The 23,200-nt window shown below is 61.9% G+C and carries 23 protein-coding genes; 9 read left to right on the forward strand and 14 right to left on the reverse strand.

Annotated features, from left to right (window positions below; translation table 11 throughout):
• Positions 1-3 precede the first annotated feature (3 nt).
• Positions 4-885, forward strand: a complete 882-nt coding sequence (mmsB, locus tag CUJ84_RS31250; RefSeq protein WP_105009472.1) for a 3-hydroxyisobutyrate dehydrogenase — start codon at positions 4-6, stop codon at positions 883-885.
• 16 nt (positions 886-901) lie between these two features.
• On the opposite strand, the gene CUJ84_RS31255 is transcribed toward mmsB, so the two are convergent.
• The 8 genes from CUJ84_RS31255 to CUJ84_RS31290 all read right to left on the reverse strand — a co-directional run bounded on the left by CUJ84_RS31255 (position 902) and on the right by CUJ84_RS31290 (position 8,929).
• A complete protein-coding gene (locus CUJ84_RS31255) occupies positions 902-1,660 on the reverse strand; it encodes a fumarylacetoacetate hydrolase family protein (RefSeq protein WP_105009473.1) in 759 nt (252 codons plus the stop codon).
• A gap of 79 nt (positions 1,661-1,739) precedes the next feature.
• Entirely contained in the window at positions 1,740-3,119 is a 1,380-nt protein-coding gene (locus CUJ84_RS31260; RefSeq protein WP_105009474.1) for an FGGY-family carbohydrate kinase, read from the reverse strand.
• A complete protein-coding gene (rhaM, locus tag CUJ84_RS31265) occupies positions 3,116-3,436 on the reverse strand; it encodes an L-rhamnose mutarotase (protein WP_105009475.1) in 321 nt (106 codons plus the stop codon). The genes CUJ84_RS31260 and rhaM overlap by 4 nt, the downstream gene beginning before the upstream one ends.
• Positions 3,433-4,440, reverse strand: a complete 1,008-nt coding sequence (locus tag CUJ84_RS31270; RefSeq protein ID WP_105009476.1) for an ABC transporter permease — start codon at positions 4,438-4,440, stop codon at positions 3,433-3,435. Before CUJ84_RS31270 ends, rhaM begins: the two co-directional genes overlap by 4 nt.
• On the reverse strand, positions 4,437-5,438 hold the full coding sequence (locus CUJ84_RS31275; protein WP_105009477.1) for an ABC transporter permease: 1,002 nt from the start codon (positions 5,436-5,438) through the stop codon (positions 4,437-4,439). Before CUJ84_RS31275 ends, CUJ84_RS31270 begins: the two co-directional genes overlap by 4 nt.
• Positions 5,439-5,463: 25 nt before the next feature.
• Complete coding sequence (locus CUJ84_RS31280; RefSeq protein WP_105009478.1) at positions 5,464-6,999, reverse strand: sugar ABC transporter ATP-binding protein; 1,536 nt, start codon at positions 6,997-6,999, stop codon at positions 5,464-5,466.
• A 73-nt stretch (positions 7,000-7,072) separates the two neighbouring features.
• Positions 7,073-8,068: a rhamnose ABC transporter substrate-binding protein gene (rhaS, locus tag CUJ84_RS31285; RefSeq protein WP_105009479.1), complete on the reverse strand. Its 996-nt coding sequence runs from the start codon at positions 8,066-8,068 to the stop codon at positions 7,073-7,075.
• A 48-nt stretch (positions 8,069-8,116) separates the two neighbouring features.
• Positions 8,117-8,929, reverse strand: coding sequence for a DeoR/GlpR family DNA-binding transcription regulator (locus tag CUJ84_RS31290; protein WP_018071139.1), 813 nt, complete (start codon positions 8,927-8,929; stop codon positions 8,117-8,119).
• 198 nt (positions 8,930-9,127) lie between these two features.
• Between CUJ84_RS31290 and CUJ84_RS31295 the strand changes: the two genes are divergently transcribed.
• On the forward strand, positions 9,128-11,224 hold the full coding sequence (locus CUJ84_RS31295; protein WP_105009480.1) for a bifunctional rhamnulose-1-phosphate aldolase/short-chain dehydrogenase: 2,097 nt from the start codon (positions 9,128-9,130) through the stop codon (positions 11,222-11,224).
• Between the two features lie 217 nt (positions 11,225-11,441).
• The gene (gene rhaI / locus CUJ84_RS31300) at positions 11,442-12,734 is read left to right on the forward strand and encodes an L-rhamnose catabolism isomerase (RefSeq protein ID WP_105009481.1); all 1,293 of its coding nucleotides are present in this window, start codon (positions 11,442-11,444) and stop codon (positions 12,732-12,734) included.
• 93 nt (positions 12,735-12,827) lie between these two features.
• Here rhaI and CUJ84_RS31305 read toward each other — a convergent pair whose 3' ends face one another.
• Positions 12,828-13,286, reverse strand: a complete 459-nt coding sequence (locus CUJ84_RS31305) for a carboxymuconolactone decarboxylase family protein (RefSeq protein WP_105009482.1) — start codon at positions 13,284-13,286, stop codon at positions 12,828-12,830.
• 108 nt (positions 13,287-13,394) lie between these two features.
• Between CUJ84_RS31305 and CUJ84_RS31310 the strand changes: the two genes are divergently transcribed.
• Together CUJ84_RS31310 and CUJ84_RS31315 are read left to right on the forward strand one after the other, a co-directional pair.
• Entirely contained in the window at positions 13,395-14,264 is an 870-nt protein-coding gene (locus CUJ84_RS31310) for a sigma-70 family RNA polymerase sigma factor (RefSeq protein ID WP_105009483.1), read from the forward strand.
• A 265-nt stretch (positions 14,265-14,529) separates the two neighbouring features.
• A complete protein-coding gene (locus CUJ84_RS31315) occupies positions 14,530-15,738 on the forward strand; it encodes an amidohydrolase/deacetylase family metallohydrolase (protein ID WP_105009484.1) in 1,209 nt (402 codons plus the stop codon).
• Between the two features lie 22 nt (positions 15,739-15,760).
• On the opposite strand, the gene CUJ84_RS31320 is transcribed toward CUJ84_RS31315, so the two are convergent.
• Both CUJ84_RS31320 and CUJ84_RS31325 read right to left on the reverse strand, forming a co-directional pair.
• Complete coding sequence (locus CUJ84_RS31320) at positions 15,761-16,609, reverse strand: IclR family transcriptional regulator (protein WP_105009664.1); 849 nt, start codon at positions 16,607-16,609, stop codon at positions 15,761-15,763.
• 322 nt (positions 16,610-16,931) lie between these two features.
• Complete coding sequence (locus CUJ84_RS31325) at positions 16,932-17,147, reverse strand: hypothetical protein (protein ID WP_105009485.1); 216 nt, start codon at positions 17,145-17,147, stop codon at positions 16,932-16,934.
• A gap of 127 nt (positions 17,148-17,274) precedes the next feature.
• Here CUJ84_RS31325 and CUJ84_RS31330 point away from each other — a divergent pair, with 127 nt between their 5' ends.
• Positions 17,275-17,898 (forward strand): TetR/AcrR family transcriptional regulator, encoded by a 624-nt coding sequence (locus CUJ84_RS31330; protein WP_017968388.1) that lies wholly within the window; start codon positions 17,275-17,277, stop codon positions 17,896-17,898.
• Positions 17,899-17,970: 72 nt separating this feature from the next.
• A complete protein-coding gene (locus CUJ84_RS31335; protein WP_027687461.1) occupies positions 17,971-18,159 on the forward strand; it encodes a hypothetical protein in 189 nt (62 codons plus the stop codon).
• Positions 18,160-18,208: 49 nt separating this feature from the next.
• Here CUJ84_RS31335 and CUJ84_RS31340 read toward each other — a convergent pair whose 3' ends face one another.
• Positions 18,209-18,649 carry a DUF1810 domain-containing protein gene (locus CUJ84_RS31340; RefSeq protein WP_105009486.1) on the reverse strand — a complete coding sequence of 147 codons (441 nt, stop codon included), beginning with the start codon at positions 18,647-18,649 and terminating at the stop codon, positions 18,209-18,211.
• Between the two features lie 73 nt (positions 18,650-18,722).
• Positions 18,723-19,001: a hypothetical protein gene (locus CUJ84_RS31345; RefSeq protein WP_105009487.1), complete on the reverse strand. Its 279-nt coding sequence runs from the start codon at positions 18,999-19,001 to the stop codon at positions 18,723-18,725.
• Positions 19,002-19,276: 275 nt separating this feature from the next.
• Here CUJ84_RS31345 and CUJ84_RS31350 point away from each other — a divergent pair, with 275 nt between their 5' ends.
• A complete protein-coding gene (locus CUJ84_RS31350) occupies positions 19,277-20,647 on the forward strand; it encodes an amidase (protein ID WP_105009488.1) in 1,371 nt (456 codons plus the stop codon).
• 66 nt (positions 20,648-20,713) lie between these two features.
• A complete protein-coding gene (locus CUJ84_RS31355; protein WP_105009489.1) occupies positions 20,714-21,574 on the forward strand; it encodes a sugar phosphate isomerase/epimerase family protein in 861 nt (286 codons plus the stop codon).
• A gap of 74 nt (positions 21,575-21,648) precedes the next feature.
• Here CUJ84_RS31355 and betC read toward each other — a convergent pair whose 3' ends face one another.
• Entirely contained in the window at positions 21,649-23,157 is a 1,509-nt protein-coding gene (gene betC / locus CUJ84_RS31360) for a choline-sulfatase (protein ID WP_105009490.1), read from the reverse strand.
• Positions 23,158-23,200: the final 43 nt, after the last annotated feature.

Below are 23,200 nucleotides of genomic sequence, written 5' to 3' on the forward strand. Positions count from 1 at the left end.
ACCATGGCAAGGATCGCATTCATCGGGCTTGGCAACATGGGCGGGCCGATGGCGGCCAATCTGGTCAAATCAGGTCATGAAGTCTTTGGCTTCGATCTCGCGGCTTCGGTGCTGAAGGCGGCCGAGGAGAGCGGCGTCAAACCGGCAAGCCATGCCAGCCAGGCGGTCAAGGACGCGGAGATCATCATCACCATGCTACCGCAGGGCAAACATGTGCTGACGGCCTGGACCGATATCCTGCAGTCGGCGGCGCAAGGCACGCTGGTCATCGATTGTTCGACCATTGACGTCGACAGCAGCCGCAAGGCGCATGAGATGGCCAAGGCCGCAAGCTGCCTGTCGCTCGACGCTCCCGTCTCCGGCGGCACAGGCGGGGCGACCGCAGGCACGCTGACCTTCATGGCCGGCGGCTCGGAAGAGGCCTTCGCCAAGGCAAAGCCGATCCTGGAGGCGATGGGAAAGAAGATCGTCCATTGCGGCGAGGCCGGCGCCGGCCAGGCTGCGAAGATCTGCAACAATATGATCCTCGGCATTTCGATGATCGGCGTCTGCGAGGCCTTCGTGCTCGCCGAGAAACTTGGTCTCTCGCATCAGGCATTGTTCGACGTTGCCTCGACCTCATCGGGCCAGTGCTGGTCGATCAATACCTATTGCCCGGTGCCCGGGCCGGTGCCGACTTCGCCTGCGAATAATGACTACAGACCGGGCTTTGCCGCAGCCCTGATGCTGAAGGATCTCAGGCTTTCGCAGGAGGCGGCGCTGACCAGCGGCGCCTCCACGCCGCTCGGCGCGGAAGCAGCACAGCTTTTCGCGCTCTTCGAAAAACAGGGCAATGGCGGCAGGGACTTTTCCGCCATTATCGAGATGTTCCGCGAGAAGGCGTAGGCACCGCGGCGTCAAATCAACCCTTCGACACCGAGAAGCTGAGCCTGATGTCGCCGAGGAGGATGTTGATCTCGCCGGGTTCGGTCAATTCGATCGCGCCGCTCAACGTGCCTGTGGTGATGAGCGCACCTGTCCTCAGCGATGTATCGGGGCGCAAGCCGTCATTGGCGTAATCGACGAGCCAGGTGAGAACGTCGCCCTTCGGATGCTGTGCCGGACCATCATAGATCGTGCGGCCGGCATGAGTGACCTTGAGCGGCGTGCCGCCGACGGTGTCGACAACGCTTTTTTCGAGCTTCGGACCGAGCACATAGCCGCTATTGCCGAGGCGGTCGGCAACGAACAGCAGAAACGAAACGCTGCCGCTTTCCCTAACGGCGCTCACCAGCAGTTCGGCGCCGAGATAGACCGCGGCGATCGCCTCGACCACGTCGGCGCGGCTGTAGGGAACGCCTGTGCGGACCGGCAGGTCACTGCCAAGACGGACGGCGATCTCGGTTTCGAATTTCAGGCCCGGATACCAGGGAATGTCAGCGTCCGAGACGGCTTCGGTATAGGGATGCAGCGGAGCGGTGACCGCCTGGCCCTGCGGCGAGACCGTCACCTTCCAGGCGTTGCTGGAAATACTGTCTGCAGCGGTGAGCAAATTCTGCGCCTCCATCGCCTGATGGAGATCGGCTGGCAGCGCGAAACTGTCCGTTGCCTCCTGCCGGCCGGCCTGTCGCAGGCTGTGAAGCCTGGCTGCAACCGTGCGCGGATCGAATGTCTCTGTCATGCTATCTCCTCGACCTGATTTTCGAGGTGCCACACTAACCAGAAGGCAGGGACGAACAAGGCCGCTTTTGGAAAGACTCCTATTCCATCGCCGCGTACCAGCGAGCGCGATAGACGGTCAGTCCGGGGATATCGGTCGGCGGAACATGCGTCTCGGCACCCGACACTGGCCGGATGCCGGTGAGAAGGGCAGCACCCTGGCTGGTGCCGGTCGAGCCCGGAAGGGCCATGACCTCGCGGCCGGTTAGGGCGGCCAGCAGCTTGAGATAGGTCCCATTCAGGGCAAAAGGCCCTTCGACGATAACAGGGCCTTTGGCGCCGATCAGTCCGAGGCAGGCATCGGTCATCAAGGCGAGATAGAGGCAGGCAGCGGCAGAGCGCTCCTCGCGGCTTGCCTCTTCGGCGCCGATCCAGCGGCTTGTCTTTCCGGGGAAAGGCCCCGAACCCGGCGCGATATTCGGCAGCAGCATCATGCCTTTGTTGATGACCGGGCCGATTGCCGTCTGGGCGGCTTTTCCGTCGACAGGGCCGATCTCGGCCGAAAGGATCTCGAATTCCCGGCCGCCCATAAAACGCGAGGAAGGGACGGCACGGCCATAGGCATCGACATTGGCGAGCGCATCGCGGCTCGGATCGAGATGATCGAGGTCGCCGCCGACGCCGAAATTGATGACCCATGTGCCTGTCGAGACGACAGCGAAGGGCGCCTCCCGATGGACCAGATGCGGCAGCAGCGAGGCATTGGAATCGTGAATGCCGCAATAGACCGGCAGAGGTGCGGCAAGGCCGAGCTCAGCGGCGATGTCGGGCAGGACCGGGCCGAGCGCATCGAAGGCGGAGCGTATCGGCGCCATGAGGTCGCGGATGCCAAGCCTGTCGACGAGCGAGGAATAGCTGCCGGCTTTCGGATTCCAGAGGTCGGTGTGACAGCCGAGCGAAGTCAGCTCATTGGCGGCGACACCGGTCAGCCGTGCCGTCCAGTATTGCGCATAGGTGAGGATGGTCGCCACCTCGGCGAATTCCTCGGGAAAGGCGGACTTCTGGTAGTGCAGCTGCGCGCCGACATTGAGGCCCATCGCGAGGTGCGGCGAGAAGGTTTCGTCGAAGGAGGGGCGCAGCCGCGTATAGGCATCGCGGATTTCCTGCGGATATTCGTGTTCATAGTCGATGACAGGCATGGCAAGCGCGCCGTCTCGGCCAAGCAGTGCTGCGGATGCGCCATGAGTGGTGATCGAAATGGCGTCGAAGCCAGGCTCGCGCGCAAGGCTCTTCAGCGCATCGAGCGCAAAGGACCAGAGAGCCTCTACGTCGTAATGCGGATAAAGGCCGGTTTTGATTGTAACGTTCGGCCGCTTCAGGACGGCGATCTCGGCGCCCGTCTCGCTGTCGAGCACGACGACCTTTGCGTTGGTCTTGCCGATGTCGAGGACGGCGATGCGGCGATAGGAGATGGCGTTCATGGTAAGTGGAAGACGGTGACCAGGTCGCTCTGGACCGGCGAATTATCGGGATTGGTCGCCATGATATCGGCCATGTGCGCCCACCATTTTTTCATAACCGGATGGTCCGGCAGGCTCGCCATCCTATGGTCGGCGGGCCGCGTCAACACGCCGAACAGCGTGTTGGTCTCGCGGTCGAGATGGATGGAATAGTCGCTGGCGCCTGACTTATGCAGGAGATCGACCAGTTCCGGCCAGATCTCGTCATGCCGCCTGCGGTATTCGGCTTCCATGCCGGGGTTGAGCTGCATTTTGAAGGCGTGTTTTTCTAAAGTCATCGGGAGCTCATGACCTTGATGCGGCGGGCGATGATCGGGATGGCGATGGTGATGATCAGAAGCAGGCCGATGAAGATCGACATGACGATGCCGGGCACGTTCAGCAGACCGAGGCCGAAGGTGACGAGGCCCATGACGAAGGCGGCGATGACGACGCCGACGATGGTACCGGAGCCGCCGAGGATCGAGATGCCGCCAAGCACGACCATGGTGACGACCTCGAGTTCCCAGCCCTGGGCGATCGATGGCCGGGTCGAGCCGAGGCGTGAAGTCAGGCAGACGGCAGCGATGCCGCTCATGACGCCGGTCAGCAGGAAGAGGATGAATTTGACGCGCTCGACCGGAATGCCGGAGAAGCGGGCGGCGAAGTCGTTGTTGCCGATCGCATAGACCTGCCGGCCGAAATTCGTCGCATGCAGCAGCACGGCGAAGAGGATCGCCAGCACGATGAAGAGCACGAATTCGAAGGAGAATACCCAGACGACATAGCCCTGGCCGAAATAGGCGAAATCAGCCGGGTATTTGCCGTAGGCCTGGTCGCCGAGGACGATATAGGAAATGCCGCGGAAAAGGCTCATCGTGCCGATGGTGACGACGATCGACGGCAGTTTCAGCACCGAGACCAGAACGCCGTTGAAGATGCCGCAGGCAAGGCCGGTGCCGATGCCGATCGCGACCAGGCCCGGTGTGCCGATGCCGACCTGGGCTGCCGCGCCCATTGCCGTCGAGGCGAGCGCGATGATCGCGGCGACCGAGAGGTCGATCTCGCCTGATATGACGAGCAGCGCCATGGCGAAGGCAATCATTGCCTTTTCGGTGAAATTGAAGGTGGCGTCCGAGAGGTTCCAGGCGTCGAGGAAATAGGGCGAGGCGAGCGAATTGAAGATGAAGATCAGCACGGCGACGGCAAAAAGCAGCACTTCCCAGCTCGCGAGGATGCGGCGGAAGGGTGTGCCGAGACGGTCGGGAATGATCCGCTTTTCGTGTGTGGACGCGGTGTTCATGCTGCGGCCTCCGTTCTGATCTCGGCTGCGGCGCGGTCGCGCAGGATGATGCGGCCGCGGTTGCGCTCACGCCTGGCGTTGAAGGCGACGGCGAGAATGATGACGGTTCCGGAGATCGCCATCTGCGTGAAGGGTGAAATGCCGATCACCGGCAGCGCATTCTTGATGACGCCGAGGAAAAGCGCGCCGAGCACGGTGCCTGCGACCGAGCCGACGCCGCCGGCAATCGAGATGCCGCCGATGACGCAGGCCGCGACGCTGTCGAGCTCGAAGCCGTTGGCGATATCGACATAGGCGACGGCATAACGCGACACCCAGAGATAGCTCGCGAGGCCGGCAAGCGCGCCCGACAGAACGAAGGCCAGGAATTTCGTCCAGCCCGTATCGATGCCGGCATAGACGGCCGCAGTCGGATTGCCGCCGGTCGCATAGGCCGAGCGGCCGAACTGAGTGTATCGAAGCACAACATACATCAGAAGCACGATGACAATGCCAACCCAGCCGAGAACGGGCAGGCCGAGGATCGGCGTGCGCGGCACCGATAGAAAGACCGGCGTCATCTGGTGAGCGTTGACCCACGCCCCGCCCGAGAGCACGAAGGCCATGCCGCGATAGATGGTGAGCGTGCCGAGGGTGACGACGATCGGTGGGATTTCGAGCGCCCAGACGAGAAGGCCGTTGATGGCGCCGAGGCAGGCGCCGATGACGATCGCGGCAAGGATGAGCACGACGAGCGGCAGGTCGGGATAGGCGGCATTCATCATCGCGATCGCCATGCCGGTGAAGGCGAGGTTGGCGGCAACCGAAAGGTCGATCGATTTCGTCAGGATGACTGTCATCTGCGCGAGTGCCAGGATGATCAGGATGGAGGTATCGTTGAAAATACCGGCGAGATTCTCCGGCGTTGCGAAATCGGCAGCGCGCGTCGAAAAGATCGCGATCATCACGACGATGATGAGGAACAGCAGGGTTTCGCGTTTTCTAATCAGTCTTGCCATGCTCTTACCTTATGCATTGCGGGCCTCATGCATTGCCGGTGGCGGCGCGCACCAGCGCTTCCGGCGACAGCTCGGCGCGGTCGAAAATTCCGGCGGCGAGACCTTCCTTCATCACCAGGACGCGGTCCGACATGCCGATGATCTCGGGCAGTTCGGACGAGACCATGATGATCGACAGGCCCTCGGCGGCGAGTTCGCTGATGAAGCCGTGCACGGCCGCCTTCGAGCCGATGTCGATGCCCTTTGTGGGTTCGTCGAGGATGATTACCTTCGGCGCCGTCGCCAGCCATTTGCCGATGACGACCTTCTGCTGGTTGCCGCCGGAGAGCGTGCCGACCGGGACGGAAAGGGCAGCGGCGCGTAAGTCCAGCCGTTCGGCATATTTGCGGGCAAGCGCGAATTCTTCTGCCGCCCTGAGGAAGCCCCGGCGCGAGGTGCGGGCAAGCGACGGCAGCGTCATGTTCTGGAAGATCGGCATCGGCAGCGCCAGCCCGTGGCGGCCGCGCTCCTCCGGCACGTAGACGATGCCGGCGCGGATCGCATCCTGCGGCGAATGGATGGTGATTTCGCTGCCTTCGAGCATCATGGTGCCGGAGAGCGGCCTGGTAATGCCGAAGAGCGATTGGGACAGTTCCGAACGGCCGGCGCCGATCAGGCCGTATATGCCGAGAATCTCGCCCTTGCGCAGGGTGAAGGAGATGTCGCGGAATTCCGTTCGGTGGCTATAATTGCGGATCTCGAGCACCGGGCCGCCGATGGCGACATCCACCTTCGGAAAGGCATTCTCGACGTCGCGGCCGACCATCATGCGGACGATCTCGTCCTGCGGCGTTTCCTTGAGCCGGCCCTGGCCGACGGCGCGGCCGTCGCGGAAGACGACGAAATCGTCGGCGATCTCGTACACCTCGTCGAACTTGTGGCTGATGAAGAGGATCGCCTTGCCCTTTTCCTTCAGGCCCCGGACGATGCGGAAGAGATCGTCGATCTCCTTGCGGGAAAGGGCTGCCGTCGGTTCGTCCATGATGACGATGCGGGCCTCGATCGACAGAGCGCGCGCAATCGCCACCAGATGGCGCTGCGCGATCGAGAGGTCCTTCAGCCGGATCGTCGGATCGATATTGCTTTCGAGCGCGGTCAGCAGCGCCTTGGCGCGGCTGTTCATCGCCTGCCAGTCGATGGTGCGCAAACGTGTGCGCGGCGCATGGCCAAGGAAAATATTTTCGGCAACCGTCAGCTCGTCGAACAGCACGGTTTCCTGATGGATGGCGGTGACGCCAGCGTCGATTGCGGCCTGGGCGCTGGCAAAGGTCACCGGCTGGCCATCGACCAGGATCTCGCCTTCGTTCGGCCTGTAGATGCCGGTCAGGATCTTAACCAGCGTCGATTTGCCGGCGCCGTTTTCGCCGATTAGCGCGGTGACCGTGCCGGGATGCAGCGCGATGCTGACATTGTCGAGCGCCTTCACGCCCGGAAAGATCTGGGAGATGCCGCGCATTTCCAGAATGGCGGGCGCATCACCGGTTTTGCTGTCCGTGGCGGTTTGTTGAAAGGCAGCGTTCATCGAGCTTCTACCAGTGTCGAATGAGAATCCCGGCGGCCATCAGGCCGCCGGGCTTTTATGCGTCGGCCCCAGATCAGAAGACCTTGGAGAACTGGTCGATATTCGAAGCATTGTAGACGAAGGGATCGGCCATGGCGGCTTCACCGTTGTCGCCGACCTTGATCTTGCCCATGCGGCCGGCCTCGATCTCGCTGCCTGGCTTGCCGTCGGTCTCGCCCTTGACGAGGCGATAGGCGATCTGCGTTGCGGAGTAGCCGAGATCGATCGGGTTCCAGATGGCGAATTCCTTCGTGGCGCCCGACTTGATCGCGCCGGCCATTTCGGACGGCAGACCGAGACCCGTGACGTAGACCTTGCCGACAAGGCCCTTGTCTTCGACAACCTTCGATGCCGCGAGAACGCCTACCGTTGTCGGAGCGACGATGACCTTGATGTTCGGGTTCGCCTTCAGCAGGCCCTCGGCTTCACGATAGGACTTGTCCGAGAGGTCGTCGCCATAGACTGTGGTGACGAGGTTGAGGCCCGGGAAATCCTTGAGCTGCTTCTTCATCTGGTCGATCCAGATGTTCTGGTTGGTCGAGGTGGTCGTGGCGGACAGGATGGCGAAGTCACCCTTGCCGCCGTCGAGATGGTCCTTGACGAGCGTCAGGCACATCTTGCCGATCAGTTCGTTGGACGACGGGTTGAGCTGCAGGATACGGCCTTCAGGTGCGACGCCGGAATCCCAGGAGATGACCTTGATGCCGCGCTGTGTAGCCTTCTTCAGCGCCGGAACGAGCGCGTCGGGATCGTTGGCCGAAACGGCGATGGCGCTGACGCCCTGGGCGATCAGCGAGTTGATGACTTCGATCTGGCCTTCGGCCGTCGTCGTCGTCGGACCGGTATAGATGACCTCGACGCCGCCGAGTTCCTTGGCGGCTTCCTGCGCACCCTTGTTGGCGGCATCGAAGAAGCCGTTGCCGAGCGACTTGACGACGAGACCGATCTTGATGTCGGCAGCACTTGCCGTGCCGGCCATCATGGCGACGGCAAATGCCACGCCGATTGCGAGTTTCTTTGCGAGTCTCATGCTTTCATCCTCCCACTTGATTGACACTCTTCACACCTGGCCGGCGCCTTATGCGACCGACGAGGAATCCTCCTTGATTGCCTGGGTGACCGGGCTCGCGACAATGAGCCTGATGCCGGCATTCTCGATCATCCTGACGGCTTCCTCTGGAATGCCGTCATCGGTGATGATCGTAGACACACGCTCGAGCGGGCACAGAATGAGGCTCGACCGGCGATGGAACTTGCTGGAATCGGCCATGACGACCAATTCGTCGGCCTGATGCATCAGCTTCTGTTCGCTCTGGATGATCAGCGCGTCGGCTTCCATGATGCCGAGCGGGCCGATGCCCTGCGCGCCGATGAAGAAACGGCGGGCGTAGAAATTGCGGATCGCGTCATTGTCGAAGGGGGAGAGGATCAGGCTCTGCTCGCGATAGATCGCGCCGCCCGGCACCGTCACCGTGTTCTTCGAATGTTTGACCAGATGTTCGGCGATGGCGAAAGAATTGGTCATCACCTGCAGGCGGTGCGCCGCCATGAAATGCACCATCTGGAAGGTGGTCGTGCCACCGTTGATGATGATCGCATCGCCAGGATCGCAAAGCTCGACTGCCTGGCGGGCGATTGCGCGTTTCTTGTCGATATTGACCGATTCCGATACCCGGAAGGGGCGGCCGGCAAGATTGCCGAGCTGCGGCGGATGCACGGCCTCGGCGCCGCCGCGCACACGGCGGATCTTGCCTTGAACATGAAGAGCCGCGATGTCGCGCCGGATCGTCGCCTCGGAAGCCTCGGTCAGTTCGGAAATATCCTGAACCGTCACGACGGACTTTTCCTGAACGGCGCTCAGAATGATGCGATGGCGTTCGCGTTCGTGCATGGGGCTCCTCCTTCAATCGTTTATTTCGCACATATGACAATGTGTCAATCAAAAACGATCATAAATTTTCATACTGCGCTGCACAATAATCGAATTTGATCGTTTTCGATTGACAACCGCCGTTTTGATGAGCGATACCGTCAGCGAAAAGGGGCGCGAACTTTGCGTCCCGATGAAGATTTCATATGGGAGGATGACATGGCGGCGAACGTCCGGCTTCTGGAAAACCGGTGGGATGATGCTTACGCGGCAGGCCTCGATGAGCCTGGCAAGCTGCTCTATCGCTCCAACCTGCTGGGCGCCGACAAGCGCATCACCAATTATGGCGGCGGCAACACCTCGGCGAAAGTGCTGGAAACCGATCCGCTGACCGGCGGAAAGGTGAAGGTACTTTGGGTCAAGGGATCGGGCGGCGATGTCGGCACGATCAAGCTCGACGGTTTCGCGACGCTCTACCAGGACAAGCTGGAATCGCTGAAGAGCATCTACAAGGGCGTCGAGGACGAGGACCGCATGGTCGGCTTTCTGCCGCACTGCACCTTCAACCTGAACGCCCGTGCCGCCTCAATCGACACGCCGCTGCATGGTTTCGTGCCTTTCACCCATGTCGACCACATGCATCCCGACGCGATCATCGCGATCGCCGCGTCGAAGAATTCGAAGGAATTGACGCAGCAGATCTTCGGCGACGAGATCGGCTGGCTGCCCTGGCGTCGTCCGGGCTTCCAGCTCGGCCTCGACCTCGGCGCATTCGTGGCCGCCAATCCGAATGCCAAGGGCGTCGTGCTCGAAAGCCACGGCCTCTTTACCTGGGCTGATGACGCCAAGGCCTGCTACGAGCTGACGCTCGACATCATCAACAAGGCGATCGTCTGGTTTGCCGAAAAGACCGAGGGAAAGACCATTTTCGGCGGCGCGCTCACTGAGAGCCTGGCCGTTGCCGAACGCCGCGCCATCGCCGCGCGGCTGATGCCGGAGATCCGCGGTCGCATCGGCAAGCAGGAGCGTAAGCTCGGGCATTTCGACGATCAGGACGCCGTACTCGAATTCGTCAATTCCAGCGATTTGCGGCCGCTCGGCGCGCTCGGCACCAGCTGCCCTGACCATTTCCTGCGCACCAAGATCCGCCCGCTGATCGTCGATTTCGACCCGGCCAAGCCGGATGTCGACGCGATCATCGCCGGTCTCGACAAGGCGCTGGAAGACTATCGCGCCGACTACGCCCGCTATTATAACGACTGCAAGCATGACAATTCGCCTGCCATCCGCGACGCCAATCCCGTCATCTTCCTGGTGCCCGGCGTCGGCATGCTGTCCTTTGCCCGCGACAAGGCGACGGCCCGCATCGCCAGCGAATTCTACGTCAATGCCATCAACGTCATGCGCGGCGCCTCGACGGTCTCCGAATATCAGGGCCTGCCCGAGCAGGAAGCCTTCGATATCGAATACTGGCTGCTCGAAGAGGCCAAGCTGCAGCGCATGCCGAAGCCGAAGAGCCTTGCCGGCCGCGTCGCCTTCGTCACCGGCGGCGCCGGCGGCATCGGCCGGGCGACGGCCGCGCGCCTCGTCGGCGAAGGTGCCTGCGTGGTGCTTGCCGATATCGACCAGGCCGCACTCGAGGGCACCGAAGCCGATTTCGTCAAGAGATACGGCGCTGACGCCGTACGCAGCGTCCGGCTTGACGTCACCAAGGAAGATGCGGTGATCGCCTCCTTCGCGGAAGCCTGCGTCGAATTCGGCGGCATCGATATCCTCGTCTCGAATGCCGGCATTGCCTCCTCCGCGCCGATCGAAGCGACCGAACTGTCGACTTGGAACCGCAATATCGATATTCTGGCGACCGGCTATTTCCTCGTCTCGCGCGAAGCCTTCCGCCTGTTCCGCCGTCAGGCGCTCGGCGGCAACGTCATCTTCGTCGCTTCGAAGAACGGTCTTGCCGCTTCGCCGAATGCGGCTGCCTATTGCACCGCCAAGGCTGCCGAAATCCATCTCGCCCGCTGCCTGGCGCTCGAAGGCGCGGATGCCGGCATCCGCGTCAACACCGTCAACCCGGATGCCGTCCTGCGCGGCTCGAAGATCTGGAGCGGCGAATGGCGCGAACAGCGCGCCGCCTCGTCCAAGATCGAGGTGGACGATCTCGAGGAACATTACCGCAAGCGGTCGATGCTGAAACTCAACGTGTTTCCGGAAGATATCGCCGAGGCGATCTATTTCCTCGCATCGGACCTTTCGGCAAAATCGACCGGCAACATCATCAACGTCGATGCCGGCAACGTGCAGAGTTTTACGCGCTGATTTTTGATTGACGGCGGATGCGTCGGCCTTTCACCCTAACCCTCTCCCCGTTCAGACGGGCAGAGGGGACTTGCCTGACGAAATGTTGGAGCAGGACGGAGACGGTGCGGCATATCCCCTTCTCCCCGTCTGAACGGGGAGAAGGTGCCGGCAAGCGGATGAGGGGCTGTCCCATGACAAAGTCCCAATGTTTAAATTGCATAATCGGGAGGAAGAAATGGCCGAATTCAGGATCGCGCAGGATCTGGTTGCGACGGATAATGACAAGCGGGCAACCGCGCTGAAAGCCGACTACGAGGCACTGGGCGCGACGCTTGCCCGTCGCGGCGTCGATATCGAAGCAGTCACCCGGAAGGTTGCGGAATTCTTCGTCGCCGTTCCGTCGTGGGGCGTCGGCACCGGCGGCACGCGCTTTGCCCGTTTCCCCGGCATCGGCGAGCCGCGCGGCATCTTCGACAAGCTCGACGATTGCGCCGTCATCAACCAACTGACGCAGGCGACCCCGAACGTCTCGCTGCATATTCCCTGGGACAAGGCCGATGCCAGGGAGTTGAAGGCCAAGGGTGATGCGCTCGGCCTCGGCTTCGATGCGATGAATTCCAACACCTTTTCCGATGCGCCCGACCAGGCCCATTCCTATAAATATGGCTCGCTCAGCCACACCGATGCGGCAACACGGGCGCAAGCGGTCGAGCACAATCTCGAATGCATCGAAATCGGCAAGGCGCTCGGCTCCAAGGCATTGACAGTGTGGATCGGCGACGGTTCGAACTTCCCCGGCCAGAGCCATTTCACCAAGGCTTTCGAGCGTTACCTCGCCTCGATGGCGGACATCTACAAGGCGCTGCCTGGTGATTGGAAGCTGTTCTCCGAGCACAAGATGTACGAGCCGGCCTTCTATTCCACCATCGTGCAGGATTGGGGCACCAACTACCTGATCGCTCAGACGCTCGGCCCCAAGGCCTATTGCCTCGTCGATCTCGGCCACCATGCGCCAAACACCAATATCGAGATGATCGTCGCCCGCCTGATCCAGTTCGGCAAGCTCGGCGGTTTCCACTTCAACGATTCGAAGTATGGCGACGACGATCTCGACGCCGGCGCGATCGATCCCTATCGGCTGTTCCTCGTCTTCAACGAACTGGTCGATGCCGAGCAGCGCGGCGTCAATGACTTCAACCCGGCCCATATGATCGACCAGTCGCACAATGTCACCGACCCCATCGAAAGCCTGATCAACAGCGCCAACGAAATCCGCCGCGCCTATGCGCAGGCGCTGCTCGTCGACCGCAAGGCGCTCTCCGGCTATCAGGACGACAACGACGCGCTGATGGCATCGGAAACGCTGAAGCGCGCCTATCGCGCCGATGTCGAGCCGATTCTGGCCGAAGCCCGCCGCAGGGCCGGCGGCGCGATCGACCCGATTGCCGTCTATCGCGCCAGCGGCTATCGCAGACAAGTGGCGGCCGAGCGCCCGGCATCCGCTGCCGGCGGCGGCGGCATCATCTGAACGAGAGATTGTTTCGCATGGCCTGAAGCCATGCTGATTGGGGATGAGGTTGCCGGCAGCGCAGGGGTGACGCGCTGCCGACAACCTCGTCGTTTACGGCTTCCAGGCCCCGGCGATCTGGCGGGTGGCGATGTTCAGCCGGTTCCAGACATTGATATTGGCGATGGCAATGACGAGTGCTGCAAGGCTCCTGCCGTCATAATGCCGGGTCGCTTCGTCCCAGATATCATCCGGCACAGGGTCGGCGCGGTCGCTGACGCGGGTCACTGCCTCGGTCAGCGCAAGGGCTGCGCGCTCGGCATCGCTGAAATAGGGCGAGTCGCGCCAGGCGCCGATGGCGAAGAGCCTTTCGTCGGTTTCGCCGAGTTTCTTTGCAATGCGGGGATGACCGTCGACACAGACGCTGCAGCCGTTGATCTGGCTGGCGCGCAGGTTGACGAGTTCGAGCAGCTTCGGCGAAAGGCCGGTTTCGACTGGCACCTTGCTGAGCGCATTGAGCGCCTGCATGGCCGCGGGAAGGACGAGGGCGGGATTTCCCATTCTCTCCTGCATGATATGTCTCCTTGATAAGTTGACTGTTCGACGATCCGCCGGCGCTGTCACATCGGCCGGGTTTCATTCGTCATGGCGTTGACGGAACGCAGTGGAGGAATGTGACAAATGGACGAGAAAAAATGGCTGGCCGATGAGTTCGAGGCGAACAGAGCGAATCTGAGGGCCGCAGCCTATCGCATGCTCGGCTCGCGCAGCGAGGCGGAGGATGCCGTTCAGGAGGCCTGGTTGCGGCTCAGCCGCACGGACACGACAGGGGTCGGCAATCTCGGCGGCTGGCTGACGACGGTGGTGGCGCGCATCTGCCTCGACATGCTGCGCGCCCGCAAGACCCGGCGCGAGGAGCCGCTGGAGGCGCCGGTCCACGGAGGGATCGCCGATCCGGCGAACGATCCCGAGCGCGAAGCCGCCTTTGCCGATTCGGTCGGTCTGGCGCTGCTCGTCGTGCTGCAGACGCTGGCGCCCGCCGAACGTGTCGCCTTCGTGCTGCATGACATGTTCGATCTGCCCTTCGACGAGATCGCGCCAATCATCGGCCGCTCATCCGCGGCTGCCCGCCAGCTCGCGAGCCGCGCCCGCCGCCGGGTGCAGGGTTTGGACGAAGCGCCTGATGTCGATCTCGGTCGCAAGCGGACGATCGCCGAGGCCTTTCTGACGGCGTCGCGCAACGGCGATCTGGAGGGCTTGATCGCGGTGCTTGCCCCTGACGTCGTCTTACGGCCGGATGCGACGGCAGCGCGCTTCGGCACCATCGGCGAAATGCGCGGCGCAGCTCACGTGGCTGAAGCCTTCAAGGGGCGGGCGCAGGCGGCAGAAATCGCCATCGTCGACGGCGAACTCGGATTCGTCGTGGAGATCGGGGGCCATCTCCGTGTCGTGGTGGCGCTGACAATCGCCGACGGCAGGATCGCCGCGATCGACGCTATCGCCGATCCGGATCACCTGGAACGGCTTGACTATTCTATTCTTCGCGATTGAAAACAAACAGGAATTTGTCGGATCTTCGAAACAGGCGCGCTTCGGAAGGAGCGCACCGCTTAGGTTTCTCAGTGACGACGACCGCGTCATTTTTCTTGACAGCGTCGTCCTCGGCTTTATTCTTTTATAAAGCCTTATGTATCATAATTATGGAATTTCCGCAGTGCGGTGCCATCTCTAGCCTCCCCATTACTCTTTCATAGCGACCCGCAGACGGATGACGGAGGAGCGATCCCGGTCCGAGACTTCGAAAGGAATGCATGTCATGTCCGGCGACCAGGCGAAGAAGCCGCTTCTCCTCACCAATGTCAAACCGATCGCTTTCGGTGCGGGCGCATCCGAGGGGGCAATCGACATTCTTGTCGATGCCGACGGCAGGATCGCCGAGATCGGTCCGTCGCTTGCGGTCTCGCAGGATGTGACGCGCATCGACGGCAAGGGCGCCTTCATTTCGCCGGGCTGGGTCGACCTGCATGTGCATATCTGGCATGGCGGCACTGACATTTCCATCCGCCCCTCCGAATGCGGCGTCGAGCGCGGCGTCACCACGCTGGTCGATGCCGGTTCGGCCGGTGAGGCGAATTTCCACGGCTTCCGGGAATATATCATCGAGCCTTCGCGCGAGCGCATCAAGGCTTTCCTGAATCTCGGCTCGATCGGCCTCGTCGCCTGCAACCGCGTCGCGGAATTGCGGGATATCCGCGATATCGATCTCGACCGCATTCTTGAAGTCTATGCCGAAAACAGCGAGCACATCGTCGGCATCAAGGTGCGCGCCAGCCATGTCATCACCGGGTCCTGGGGCGTCACGCCGGTTAAGCTCGGCAAGAAGATCGCCAAGATTTTGAAAGTGCCGATGATGGTGCATGTCGGCGAGCCGCCAGCGCTCTATGACGAAGTGCTGGAGATCCTCGGACCCGGCGACGTCGTCACCCACTGCTTCAACGGCAAGGCCGGGTCGAGCATCATGGAAGACGAGGACCTCTTCAATCTCGCGGAGCGCTGCGCCTCCGAGGGCATCCGTCTCGACATCGGTCATGGCGGCGCCTCGTTCTCCTTCAAGGTCGCCGAGGCGGCGATCGCGCGCGGGCTTCTGCCGTTCTCGATCTCGACGGACCTGCACGGCCATTCGATGAACTTCCCGGTCTGGGACCTGGCGACGACGATGTCGAAGCTGCTCAGCGTCGGCATGCCTTTCGACAAGGTGGTGGAAGCTGTGACCCATGCGCCGGCATCCGTCATCAAGCTGTCGATGGAGAACCGGCTTTCGGTCGGCTCGCAAGCGGAATTCACCATTTTCGATCTCGTCGATTCCGACCTTGAGGCGACGGATTCCAACGGCGACGTCTCGGTCCTCAACAAGCTGTTCGAGCCGCGCTATGCCGTGATGGGCGCTGATGCCTTTGCCGCCAGCCGCTATCTGCCGCGGGCGCGCAAGCTCGTGCGCCACAGCCACGGCTATTCCTACAGGTAGGATCCGCTGAAGAGCGCAAGGCTCAGCGGTTGCGCCAGCCCATCAGCTTTTCGATCCGTTCCGCTGAACTGCGCACATGGGCCGTATAGTGGTTCTCGTCGGAAAAGGCCTTCTGTTCTGGCAGCACGATGGAAATGGTGGCGATGCACTGGCTGTCGCGATCGCAGATCGGCGAGGCGATGCAGGCAACCGCATAATCGGATTCCCCCGCCTGGATCGACAGACGCGATTCAAAGGCCTTGCCGGCGGCTTCCGACAGCGTGCCGGGATCGATCTCGGCGCGGCCGGTCGGTGAAGAGCGGGCGCAGCGCTTGAACAGTTCGATGCGCTCCTGCTCGGCCAGGTGGCCGACGAGCAGGCGACCGGAGGCCGTCCAGTTCAGCGGCACCCGGGTGCCCACACGGGAGGCCACCTGGAAGTGGCTCGGGCCGTCAGCCATGGCCAGTACCAGCATATAGTCGCCATCGCGACCGCAGACCTGCACGGTTTCGCCGGCCTGGCGGCAGAGATCGTGCATCTCATGGGTGGCGATGCTCATGAAATCCAGCGACCGTGCATAGGCAAGGCCGTAATGGTAGAGCCGCGCGCCGAGCCAGATCGAGCCGTCCGCCTGACGCGTCAGCATGTTCTTCTCGACGAGATCGTCGACGATGACGTAAACGGTCGACAGCGGCGCCTTCACCGCCTTGGCGATCGCATAGACGCCGGCGGGCGATCCGGTCTCGTAAAGATGGTCGATCACCTGAAGCGCCCGGTCGATGCCGCTGACGCGCGCGCGACGCGCACCCTTGCCGGCGGCTTCGTCGGCAACGCCCTGATCTTCGGAGTAAACTGCGGATGATGTCTTTCCGTCCAATTCCACGCACCTCATGAAAACTGCGATCATGTTACATTACTATGGCATAGCCGTTGCTGTGGCAAATCGCAATATTTTGCGGGTTGATAGTGTCGGGTGAATGCGACAGCGGCATGTAGGCCAATTGGGCCGACCAGGTGAGCAGGCTCCGTTTTCCAATAATCAGCCAGGGCAACGCGCCGACAATGAGGGGAAATTCGGGTTGCGGCGACGGCCGTGAGCGTGCTCCGCGAGGGCTTGGAACAGATCCTCTAAAGCGGCAAGGGCCGCCGTCTGGTTGTGACGGCAGCCCTTGACGGGGGCAGGGAGAGATCCCCAAGCTATTCAGGCGGCTTGTTCAGCCGAAGCAGGGCATAGCCGGCAGATTGGCGCGGTTTGCGAGTGCTCCGATCAAATTGCCCACCGAAGTCGAGCGCGGTTCGCGTTTGCGGGCGGCCGTCTCCAGGAGTTGCTTGAAGTCTTCAAGCTTCACGCCGTCGGCGCGCAACACCATGGCAATCAGGGGGTCGCGAAGGGCTTCGGATATCGTGAGATCGTCTCTGGTCTTTGTCATGGTTGTCCTCCTTTCGTGGGCGGTCGCCCGTGTTCCACTTCCCGCTGTCATGCCCTCGGCATTGACTTTCGCGTTTCGCGGTGTTACCGGTAAGTAACAATGCATTTGTTACCGATCGGTCACATTGATGTCAAGGACTACGTCCGCAAAAAAATCAGAAACTTCGAATGAAATCTCCGCCGCCGTTCCAGAAGATCGCATCCCGCCGCGGGAACGTATCGTCTCGACCGCGTCGGAGCTTTTCCGCGAGCGTGGCATCCGTGGCATCGGCGTCGACGCCATTGCCGACGCGGCTCTGACCAACAAGATGACGCTCTACCGGCATTTCGGCTCAAAGGACGAACTCGTCTGCGAAACGCTGCGCCGCGCCTCCGAAAAGGCGGGTACCATCTGGCGCGATCTGGAAGCAGCCTATCCCGGCAATCCGCGCGCCCAGCTGGACGCCTGGGTGGAGCTGCGGGCGCAATGTCTGAACGGCGAGCCCGCCGGTTGCGATCTCGCCAATGCCGCCATCGAGCTGAAGGGCGAGGGCCATCCCGCCCACGAAATGATCGAGCGGCACAAGGCCGAACAGCGTGATCGCTTGGCCGCGCTCTGTTCGGCGGCCGGCGCGCGCGAACCCCAGCTTCTTGCCGATACGTTGACGCTGCTGCTCGAAGGCGCGCGCGTCAGCCGCCAGGCCATGGGCGCTGCCGGCTGCTGCGGTCATTTCGCCAAGGCCTGCCACGCGGCGATAGCTTCTTTCGCCTGACCGCCTCTTTCGGGGGAACCTTACCGCTTCCATGCCGTTTTCCCATCACCGGGGCGATGTGGAGGCAGGGAGATGAACTACGTCTATCTCAAGCGCCTATATGACAAACGCGCCGAGCTCGAAGCCAAGCTGGAGCTTCATGACGCGCGCTATTGCTTCGGCGAGGAAGAGGTCGATGATGGCACCGACAGCGATCTGCGTGAGCGGTTGAGCGAGATCTCCGAGGAAATCGCCACGCTGGAGAGCAGGCCGGGCCGCTAACTGTTTCATTTGGGAACGGGTTCGGATTTCAGGCCGGCCTGGCCTAAAATCATCCCGTGCTGACACTGAGGATTTCCATCGTCCGTTCGTCGAATTTTCCCTGATAGAAATGCTCGATCACCCGGTGGAAGGGCGAACCGTGATCGCTGATCGCGGCAAACAAGGTCATCGACGAGCGCAGCTTGAGGTCGTCGGGTGAGCCCAGGATTTCGTGCGCCGATCTGCCGCCAACAGACAGGATCGCCTCGACGCAGCGCAGCAGCCGGCCTGAGAGAATGGGATCGGCGAGATAGGCGGTTGCTTCCTCGGCCGAGCGGATCGCATATTTTTCGGCCATCACCGACGTGCCGAGACCGGCGATCTGCGGGAAGATGAACCACATCCAATGGGACGTCTTGCGTCCCGCTTTCAGCTCTGAGAGCGCCTGTTCATAGACGCCGTTCTGGGCATCGATGAATCGATCGAGATTATAATCGATTTCACCGGCCATGGTCCTTTTCCCTTTTCCTGCTGTCGACGCAGCCCGGGCCAAGGTCTCCATGCCCGGCGAGCTAGCTTTCCTGTTAGCAGACCCTTTCAGCGTAGGGGCTGCTGTCGCGGCAATGGCCGTAAGCCGGATGCGGCGGCGTGTTATCGCCGGCGGGGGCGGCAATGGCCGATGTCGTCATCGGGTCCGTATTGCCGGAAGAATAGGCGGCAAAACCCGCAAAGCTCAAGAGAACCAGCGCTCCGACCACGACAATGCGCTCGAAGGTCGAAAGTTTCTGGGCGCTGACACGGTCCACGTAATCGCGCTCGCCTAAACCGGCGGTTTCATCCTCTTTTACATGGAGGGTCACCATATCCTGGCGACGGCTTAAAGTTTCACAATCTGTCATTTCAATTACTCCTGCAACACATGCGGCGCCGGTCTCTCTAGAGCAAACTCTCACCCTCGTGCCGAACCGCGTCCGCATGCGAGCAGCATGTGTGTCTTCGATCGTGGCAATTGAAGGGGCGATATTCAAACTCAGTGTTCAAAAAATCGTACCAATAAATGCAAAATATCGTGAAGCTCTGGTTCACCGGAATGATCCGGGGTAGTCCAGAGAGGAACATCTTTCTTCTGGATAGTCCCATGAGCAAATCCTTCGGCGCGATGTCGGTCGCGCAACTTTCCGCCCTCATTCAAGCTGGCGCGGCCGATCCGACCGAGGTGGCCGAGGCGATCTTCGAGTCCATCGCGAATTATGCCGACAAGGCGGTCTTCACGACCCTGCTCGAAAGCCGGGCGATGGCGGAGGCGCGTGCCTCTTCGCGACGTCTGCGGGAAGGGCGCTCGCTTGGATTGCTGGACGGCATTCCGATCGCCTGGAAGGATCTTTTCGACATTGAAGGCCTGCCGACGACAGCGGGTTCCGTCGTTCTGGCAAAGGAGATGCCGGCCAAGCGCGATGCGGCCGTCGTCGCTTTGCTCAGGCAGGCGGGCATGGTCGCCGTCGGACGCACCAATATGAGCGAATTCGCCTTTTCCGGCCTCGGCATCAATCCGCATTACGGCACGCCGGTAAATCCGCGAGGCGCCGATCTCCCGCGCATTCCGGGCGGCTCGTCCTCGGGTGCTGGTGTCGTCGTCGCGGCCGGGTTGGTTCCGGTCGCCATGGGCACCGATACCGGCGGCTCGGTGCGTATTCCCGCCGCCTTCAACGGTATCGTCGGCTACAAGGCGACGCGCGGCCGCCACGCGATGGCAGGCGTCTATCCGTTGGCAAAGAGCCTGGATTCGTTGGGACCGCTCTGCCGCAACGTTAGAGACGCGGTCTGGATCGATGCGGCGATGCGCGGCTTGACGGCGCCTGATGTCGCCACGCGTCCCCTGCAAGGGCTGGAACTCATCGTGCCTGAAAACGTCGTCTTCGACGGAGCGGAAGCGGGCGTCGTCGCCGCGTTCGAGGCAGCTTTGGAACGTCTTCAAAAGGCCGGCGCGCATGTTGCCCGCACCGTCATTCCCGCCTTCGACGAGATATTCGATCTGATGACGAAATATGGTCCGCTGGTGACGGCGGAGGCTTTCGCGCTTCACCGCGAACGCTTGGCCGGACCGGACGCGGACAGTATGGACCACCGTGTCGTCATGCGCACTCGGCTCGGAAGCAAGACGACGCTGCCCGATTACCTGGCAATCCTCGAGGCGCGCAGCCGCCTGATCGCCGATGTCGAGCGCCTGGTCGGCGACCGGCTGCTCGCCTTTCCCACCGTTGCCCATGTCGCTCCGCCGATCGGACCGCTGGAGCAGGATGACGAGCTGTTCTTCGCGACGAACAACAAGACGTTGCGCAACACTGCGCTCGGCAATTTCCTCGACTGGTGCGGCGTTTCCATTCCCTGCGGCAGCGGTGAGGCTGGCATGCCGGTCGGCCTGCTGCTTTCGGCCACCGCCCATCGCGATGAGGCGCTGCTGGGGATTGCCCTTGCCGCCGAGCCGGTCATCCGCGACGATTTTGCCTGAATTGGCAATTGAACCGCCGGGATTTAGTTGCCATTGATGGCATGAGGAGATCCCGGAGGAAAGCAAGTGCAGGTTTTGCAAAACGGACGTTTCGCGGTTTCGACATGGTCGCTGCATCGGCTGCTTGGCGCCGTTTATGCCTATAGTCCCGATCCCGGCAAAAGTGCTGCGCCGAAAGAGCCCTATGGCCCCGGTGCCGCGGCGCTGATCGACGTGTCGGCGGCGCTCTCGGCACGCGGCGTCAACCGGCTGGAGGTCTGTTCCTTCCATCTGCCGAGCCTCGACGCCGCCTATATAGGCGAATTGCGCGAGGCGATGGCGGCCTCGAACGTGCTGTTCCAGACGCTGCTTGTCGAAGACGGTGATCCGAGCCATCCGGAGTCGGCCGAACGCGACGTCAAATGGATGGCGGAGTGGATCGACATCGCCGCAGCCCTCGGAGCGCAGAGGATGCGCGTCATAGCCGGCAAGCAGAAGCCGACGGAGGAAAACCTTACCCGCGCCGCCCATCATCTGAACTGGCTGGCCGGAAAGGCGGCAGGCAGCGGCGTGCGTGTCGTCGTCGAGAACTGGTTCGACCTGCTGCCGTCGCCGGTCGAGATGAACTGGCTGCTGGACCGGCTGGACGGCAAGGTCGGCCTCAATGGCGACCTCGGCAACTGGGCGGCGCCAGCCAAATATGAGGGCCTCGCCGACATCATGGGCCGGGCGGAAATCTGCCATGCCAAGGCCGATTACGGCGTTGCCGGCCTCGATGCCGACGATTACCGCACGTGCCTGGAGATGTGCGAGAGGGCGGGTTACGACGGTCCCTTCACGCTGATCTACGACTCGCCCTTCTTCCCTGACGAATGGGACGGCATCCTGCTGCAGAAGACGTTCATCGAGGATTTCCTGCGCGAGGCGCCGGCGCGCAGGACGGCTTAAATCAGAAACACCTCTCGTTCATTCCTAGAGCATGATGCCGAAAAGTGTGCGCGGTTTTCGGACGACATCCTGTTCTAGCGCGGGAACCTTTGGTTTTCCTCCAGCACGTTCAGATCCATGTGGTTGCGCATATAGCGCTCCGAGGCTTTCTGCAGCGGCTGGTAGTCCCATGGATAATAGGCCCCGTTGCGTAGTGCCGCATAGACCACCCAGCGGCGCGCCTGGCTTTCGCGCACGGCTGCATCGAAATCGGAAAGGTTCCAGCGCCGGCCGGCCTGTTCGACAAGCCTTACCAAGATCTCGGCATGCGCCGGGTCGGCCGCCAGATTGTCGAGCTCCTGCGGATCGGCCTCGAGATTAAACAGCATCGGCGGGTCCTTCTCGCAGAGCGAGAGCTTGTATCGTCCGTCTCGGATACAGACGAGCGGCGCCTCGGAACCCTCCGCGGCATATTCCATCGGCACCGGGCTGCGGCCGCCGGTGCCTTCGGCAAGCGCAGCCAGATCCTCGCCCTCGGTCCACGGCTTCAGCGAGGCGATATCGATCCCGGCAAGACCGGCAAGAGTCGGCGTCACGTCAAGAGTGGAGACAGGCTGGTCGATCCGCCTGGGCTTCCAGCCGGGTGCCGCGATCATCAGCGGAACGCGGGCCGATCCTTCGAAGAAGTTCATCTTGAACCAGAGGCCGCGATCGCCGAGCATGTCGCCATGGTCGGAGGCAAAGAGGATGATCGTGTTTTCAGCCATGCGGCTCCGTTCCAGGACGCCGAGAATGTCGCCGATCTTCTCGTCGACATAGGAGATATTGGCGAAATAGCCGCGCCTTGCACGCCTGATCTGCTCATCGCTGATGTCGAAAGCGTCGTGGTCGCAGGCTTTCATCAGACGCTGCGAGTGCGGGTCCTGCCGCTCGAAGGCAATCGGCGCAACCGCCGGGTCAAGCGCCGGGCAGTCCTCATAGAGGTCCCAGAATTTGCGGCGCGCGACATAGGGGTCGTGCGGATGGGTGAAGCTGACGGTCAGGCACCAGGGGCGCTCGTCATGGCCGCGTGACAGATCGAACAGCTTGCGGACGGCGTGATAGGCGACCTCGTCGTCATACTCCATCTGGTTGGTGATCTCGGCAACGCCGGCGCCGGTGACCGAACCCAGATTGTGATACCACCAGTCTATGCGCTCGCCGGGCTTGCTATAGTCGGGCGTCCAGCCGAAGTCGGCCGGGTAGATGTCCGTCGTCAGGCGCTCCTCGAAGCCATGCAACTGGTCGGGGCCGACGAAATGCATCTTGCCGGAAAGCGCTGTCTGGTATCCGGCAGCGCGCAGATGATGCGCATAGGTCGGAATATCAGAGGCAAATTCCGCCGCATTGTCATAGACGCGGGTTCGGCTCGGCAATTGTCCGGACATGAAGGAGGCCCGCGCCGGTGCGCAGAGCGGGCTTGCCGTATAGGCGTTGGTGAAACGCACGGAACGCTCCGCCAGTGATTTCAGATGCGGCGCATGCAGAAACTCGGCAGGCCCATCTGGAAAGAAAGTCCCATTCAACTGATCGACCATCAGGACGAGGATATTCGGACGCGCCATGCGAAATTGTCTCCTGTGGTGTCAGATGCCGGGGAAGGTCCGA

This window comes from Rhizobium leguminosarum, assembly GCF_002953715.1.
GTDB lineage: Bacteria > Pseudomonadota > Alphaproteobacteria > Rhizobiales > Rhizobiaceae > Rhizobium > Rhizobium leguminosarum_V.

Bases quoted from the DNA above. Each gene is read 5' to 3' on its own strand.
- mmsB (WP_105009472.1), top strand. From the start codon at position 4: ATGGCAAGGATCGCATTCATCGGGCTTGGCAACATGGGCGGGCCGATG.
- CUJ84_RS31255 (WP_105009473.1), bottom strand. From the start codon at position 1,660: ATGACAGAGACATTCGATCCGCGCACGGTTGCAGCCAGGCTTCACAGC.
- CUJ84_RS31260 (WP_105009474.1), bottom strand. From the start codon at position 3,119: ATGAACGCCATCTCCTATCGCCGCATCGCCGTCCTCGACATCGGCAAG.
- rhaM (WP_105009475.1), bottom strand. From the start codon at position 3,436: ATGACTTTAGAAAAACACGCCTTCAAAATGCAGCTCAACCCCGGCATG.
- CUJ84_RS31270 (WP_105009476.1), bottom strand. From the start codon at position 4,440: ATGAACACCGCGTCCACACACGAAAAGCGGATCATTCCCGACCGTCTC.
- CUJ84_RS31275 (WP_105009477.1), bottom strand. From the start codon at position 5,438: ATGGCAAGACTGATTAGAAAACGCGAAACCCTGCTGTTCCTCATCATC.
- CUJ84_RS31280 (WP_105009478.1), bottom strand. From the start codon at position 6,999: ATGAACGCTGCCTTTCAACAAACCGCCACGGACAGCAAAACCGGTGAT.
- rhaS (WP_105009479.1), bottom strand. From the start codon at position 8,068: ATGAGACTCGCAAAGAAACTCGCAATCGGCGTGGCATTTGCCGTCGCC.
- CUJ84_RS31290 (WP_018071139.1), bottom strand. From the start codon at position 8,929: ATGCACGAACGCGAACGCCATCGCATCATTCTGAGCGCCGTTCAGGAA.
- CUJ84_RS31295 (WP_105009480.1), top strand. From the start codon at position 9,128: ATGGCGGCGAACGTCCGGCTTCTGGAAAACCGGTGGGATGATGCTTAC.
- rhaI (WP_105009481.1), top strand. From the start codon at position 11,442: ATGGCCGAATTCAGGATCGCGCAGGATCTGGTTGCGACGGATAATGAC.
- CUJ84_RS31305 (WP_105009482.1), bottom strand. From the start codon at position 13,286: ATGCAGGAGAGAATGGGAAATCCCGCCCTCGTCCTTCCCGCGGCCATG.
- CUJ84_RS31310 (WP_105009483.1), top strand. From the start codon at position 13,395: ATGGACGAGAAAAAATGGCTGGCCGATGAGTTCGAGGCGAACAGAGCG.
- CUJ84_RS31315 (WP_105009484.1), top strand. From the start codon at position 14,530: ATGTCCGGCGACCAGGCGAAGAAGCCGCTTCTCCTCACCAATGTCAAA.
- CUJ84_RS31320 (WP_105009664.1), bottom strand. From the start codon at position 16,609: ATGAGGTGCGTGGAATTGGACGGAAAGACATCATCCGCAGTTTACTCC.
- CUJ84_RS31325 (WP_105009485.1), bottom strand. From the start codon at position 17,147: ATGACAAAGACCAGAGACGATCTCACGATATCCGAAGCCCTTCGCGAC.
- CUJ84_RS31330 (WP_017968388.1), top strand. From the start codon at position 17,275: ATGTCAAGGACTACGTCCGCAAAAAAATCAGAAACTTCGAATGAAATC.
- CUJ84_RS31335 (WP_027687461.1), top strand. From the start codon at position 17,971: ATGAACTACGTCTATCTCAAGCGCCTATATGACAAACGCGCCGAGCTC.
- CUJ84_RS31340 (WP_105009486.1), bottom strand. From the start codon at position 18,649: ATGGCCGGTGAAATCGATTATAATCTCGATCGATTCATCGATGCCCAG.
- CUJ84_RS31345 (WP_105009487.1), bottom strand. From the start codon at position 19,001: ATGGTGACCCTCCATGTAAAAGAGGATGAAACCGCCGGTTTAGGCGAG.
- CUJ84_RS31350 (WP_105009488.1), top strand. From the start codon at position 19,277: ATGAGCAAATCCTTCGGCGCGATGTCGGTCGCGCAACTTTCCGCCCTC.
- betC (WP_105009490.1), bottom strand. From the start codon at position 23,157: ATGGCGCGTCCGAATATCCTCGTCCTGATGGTCGATCAGTTGAATGGG.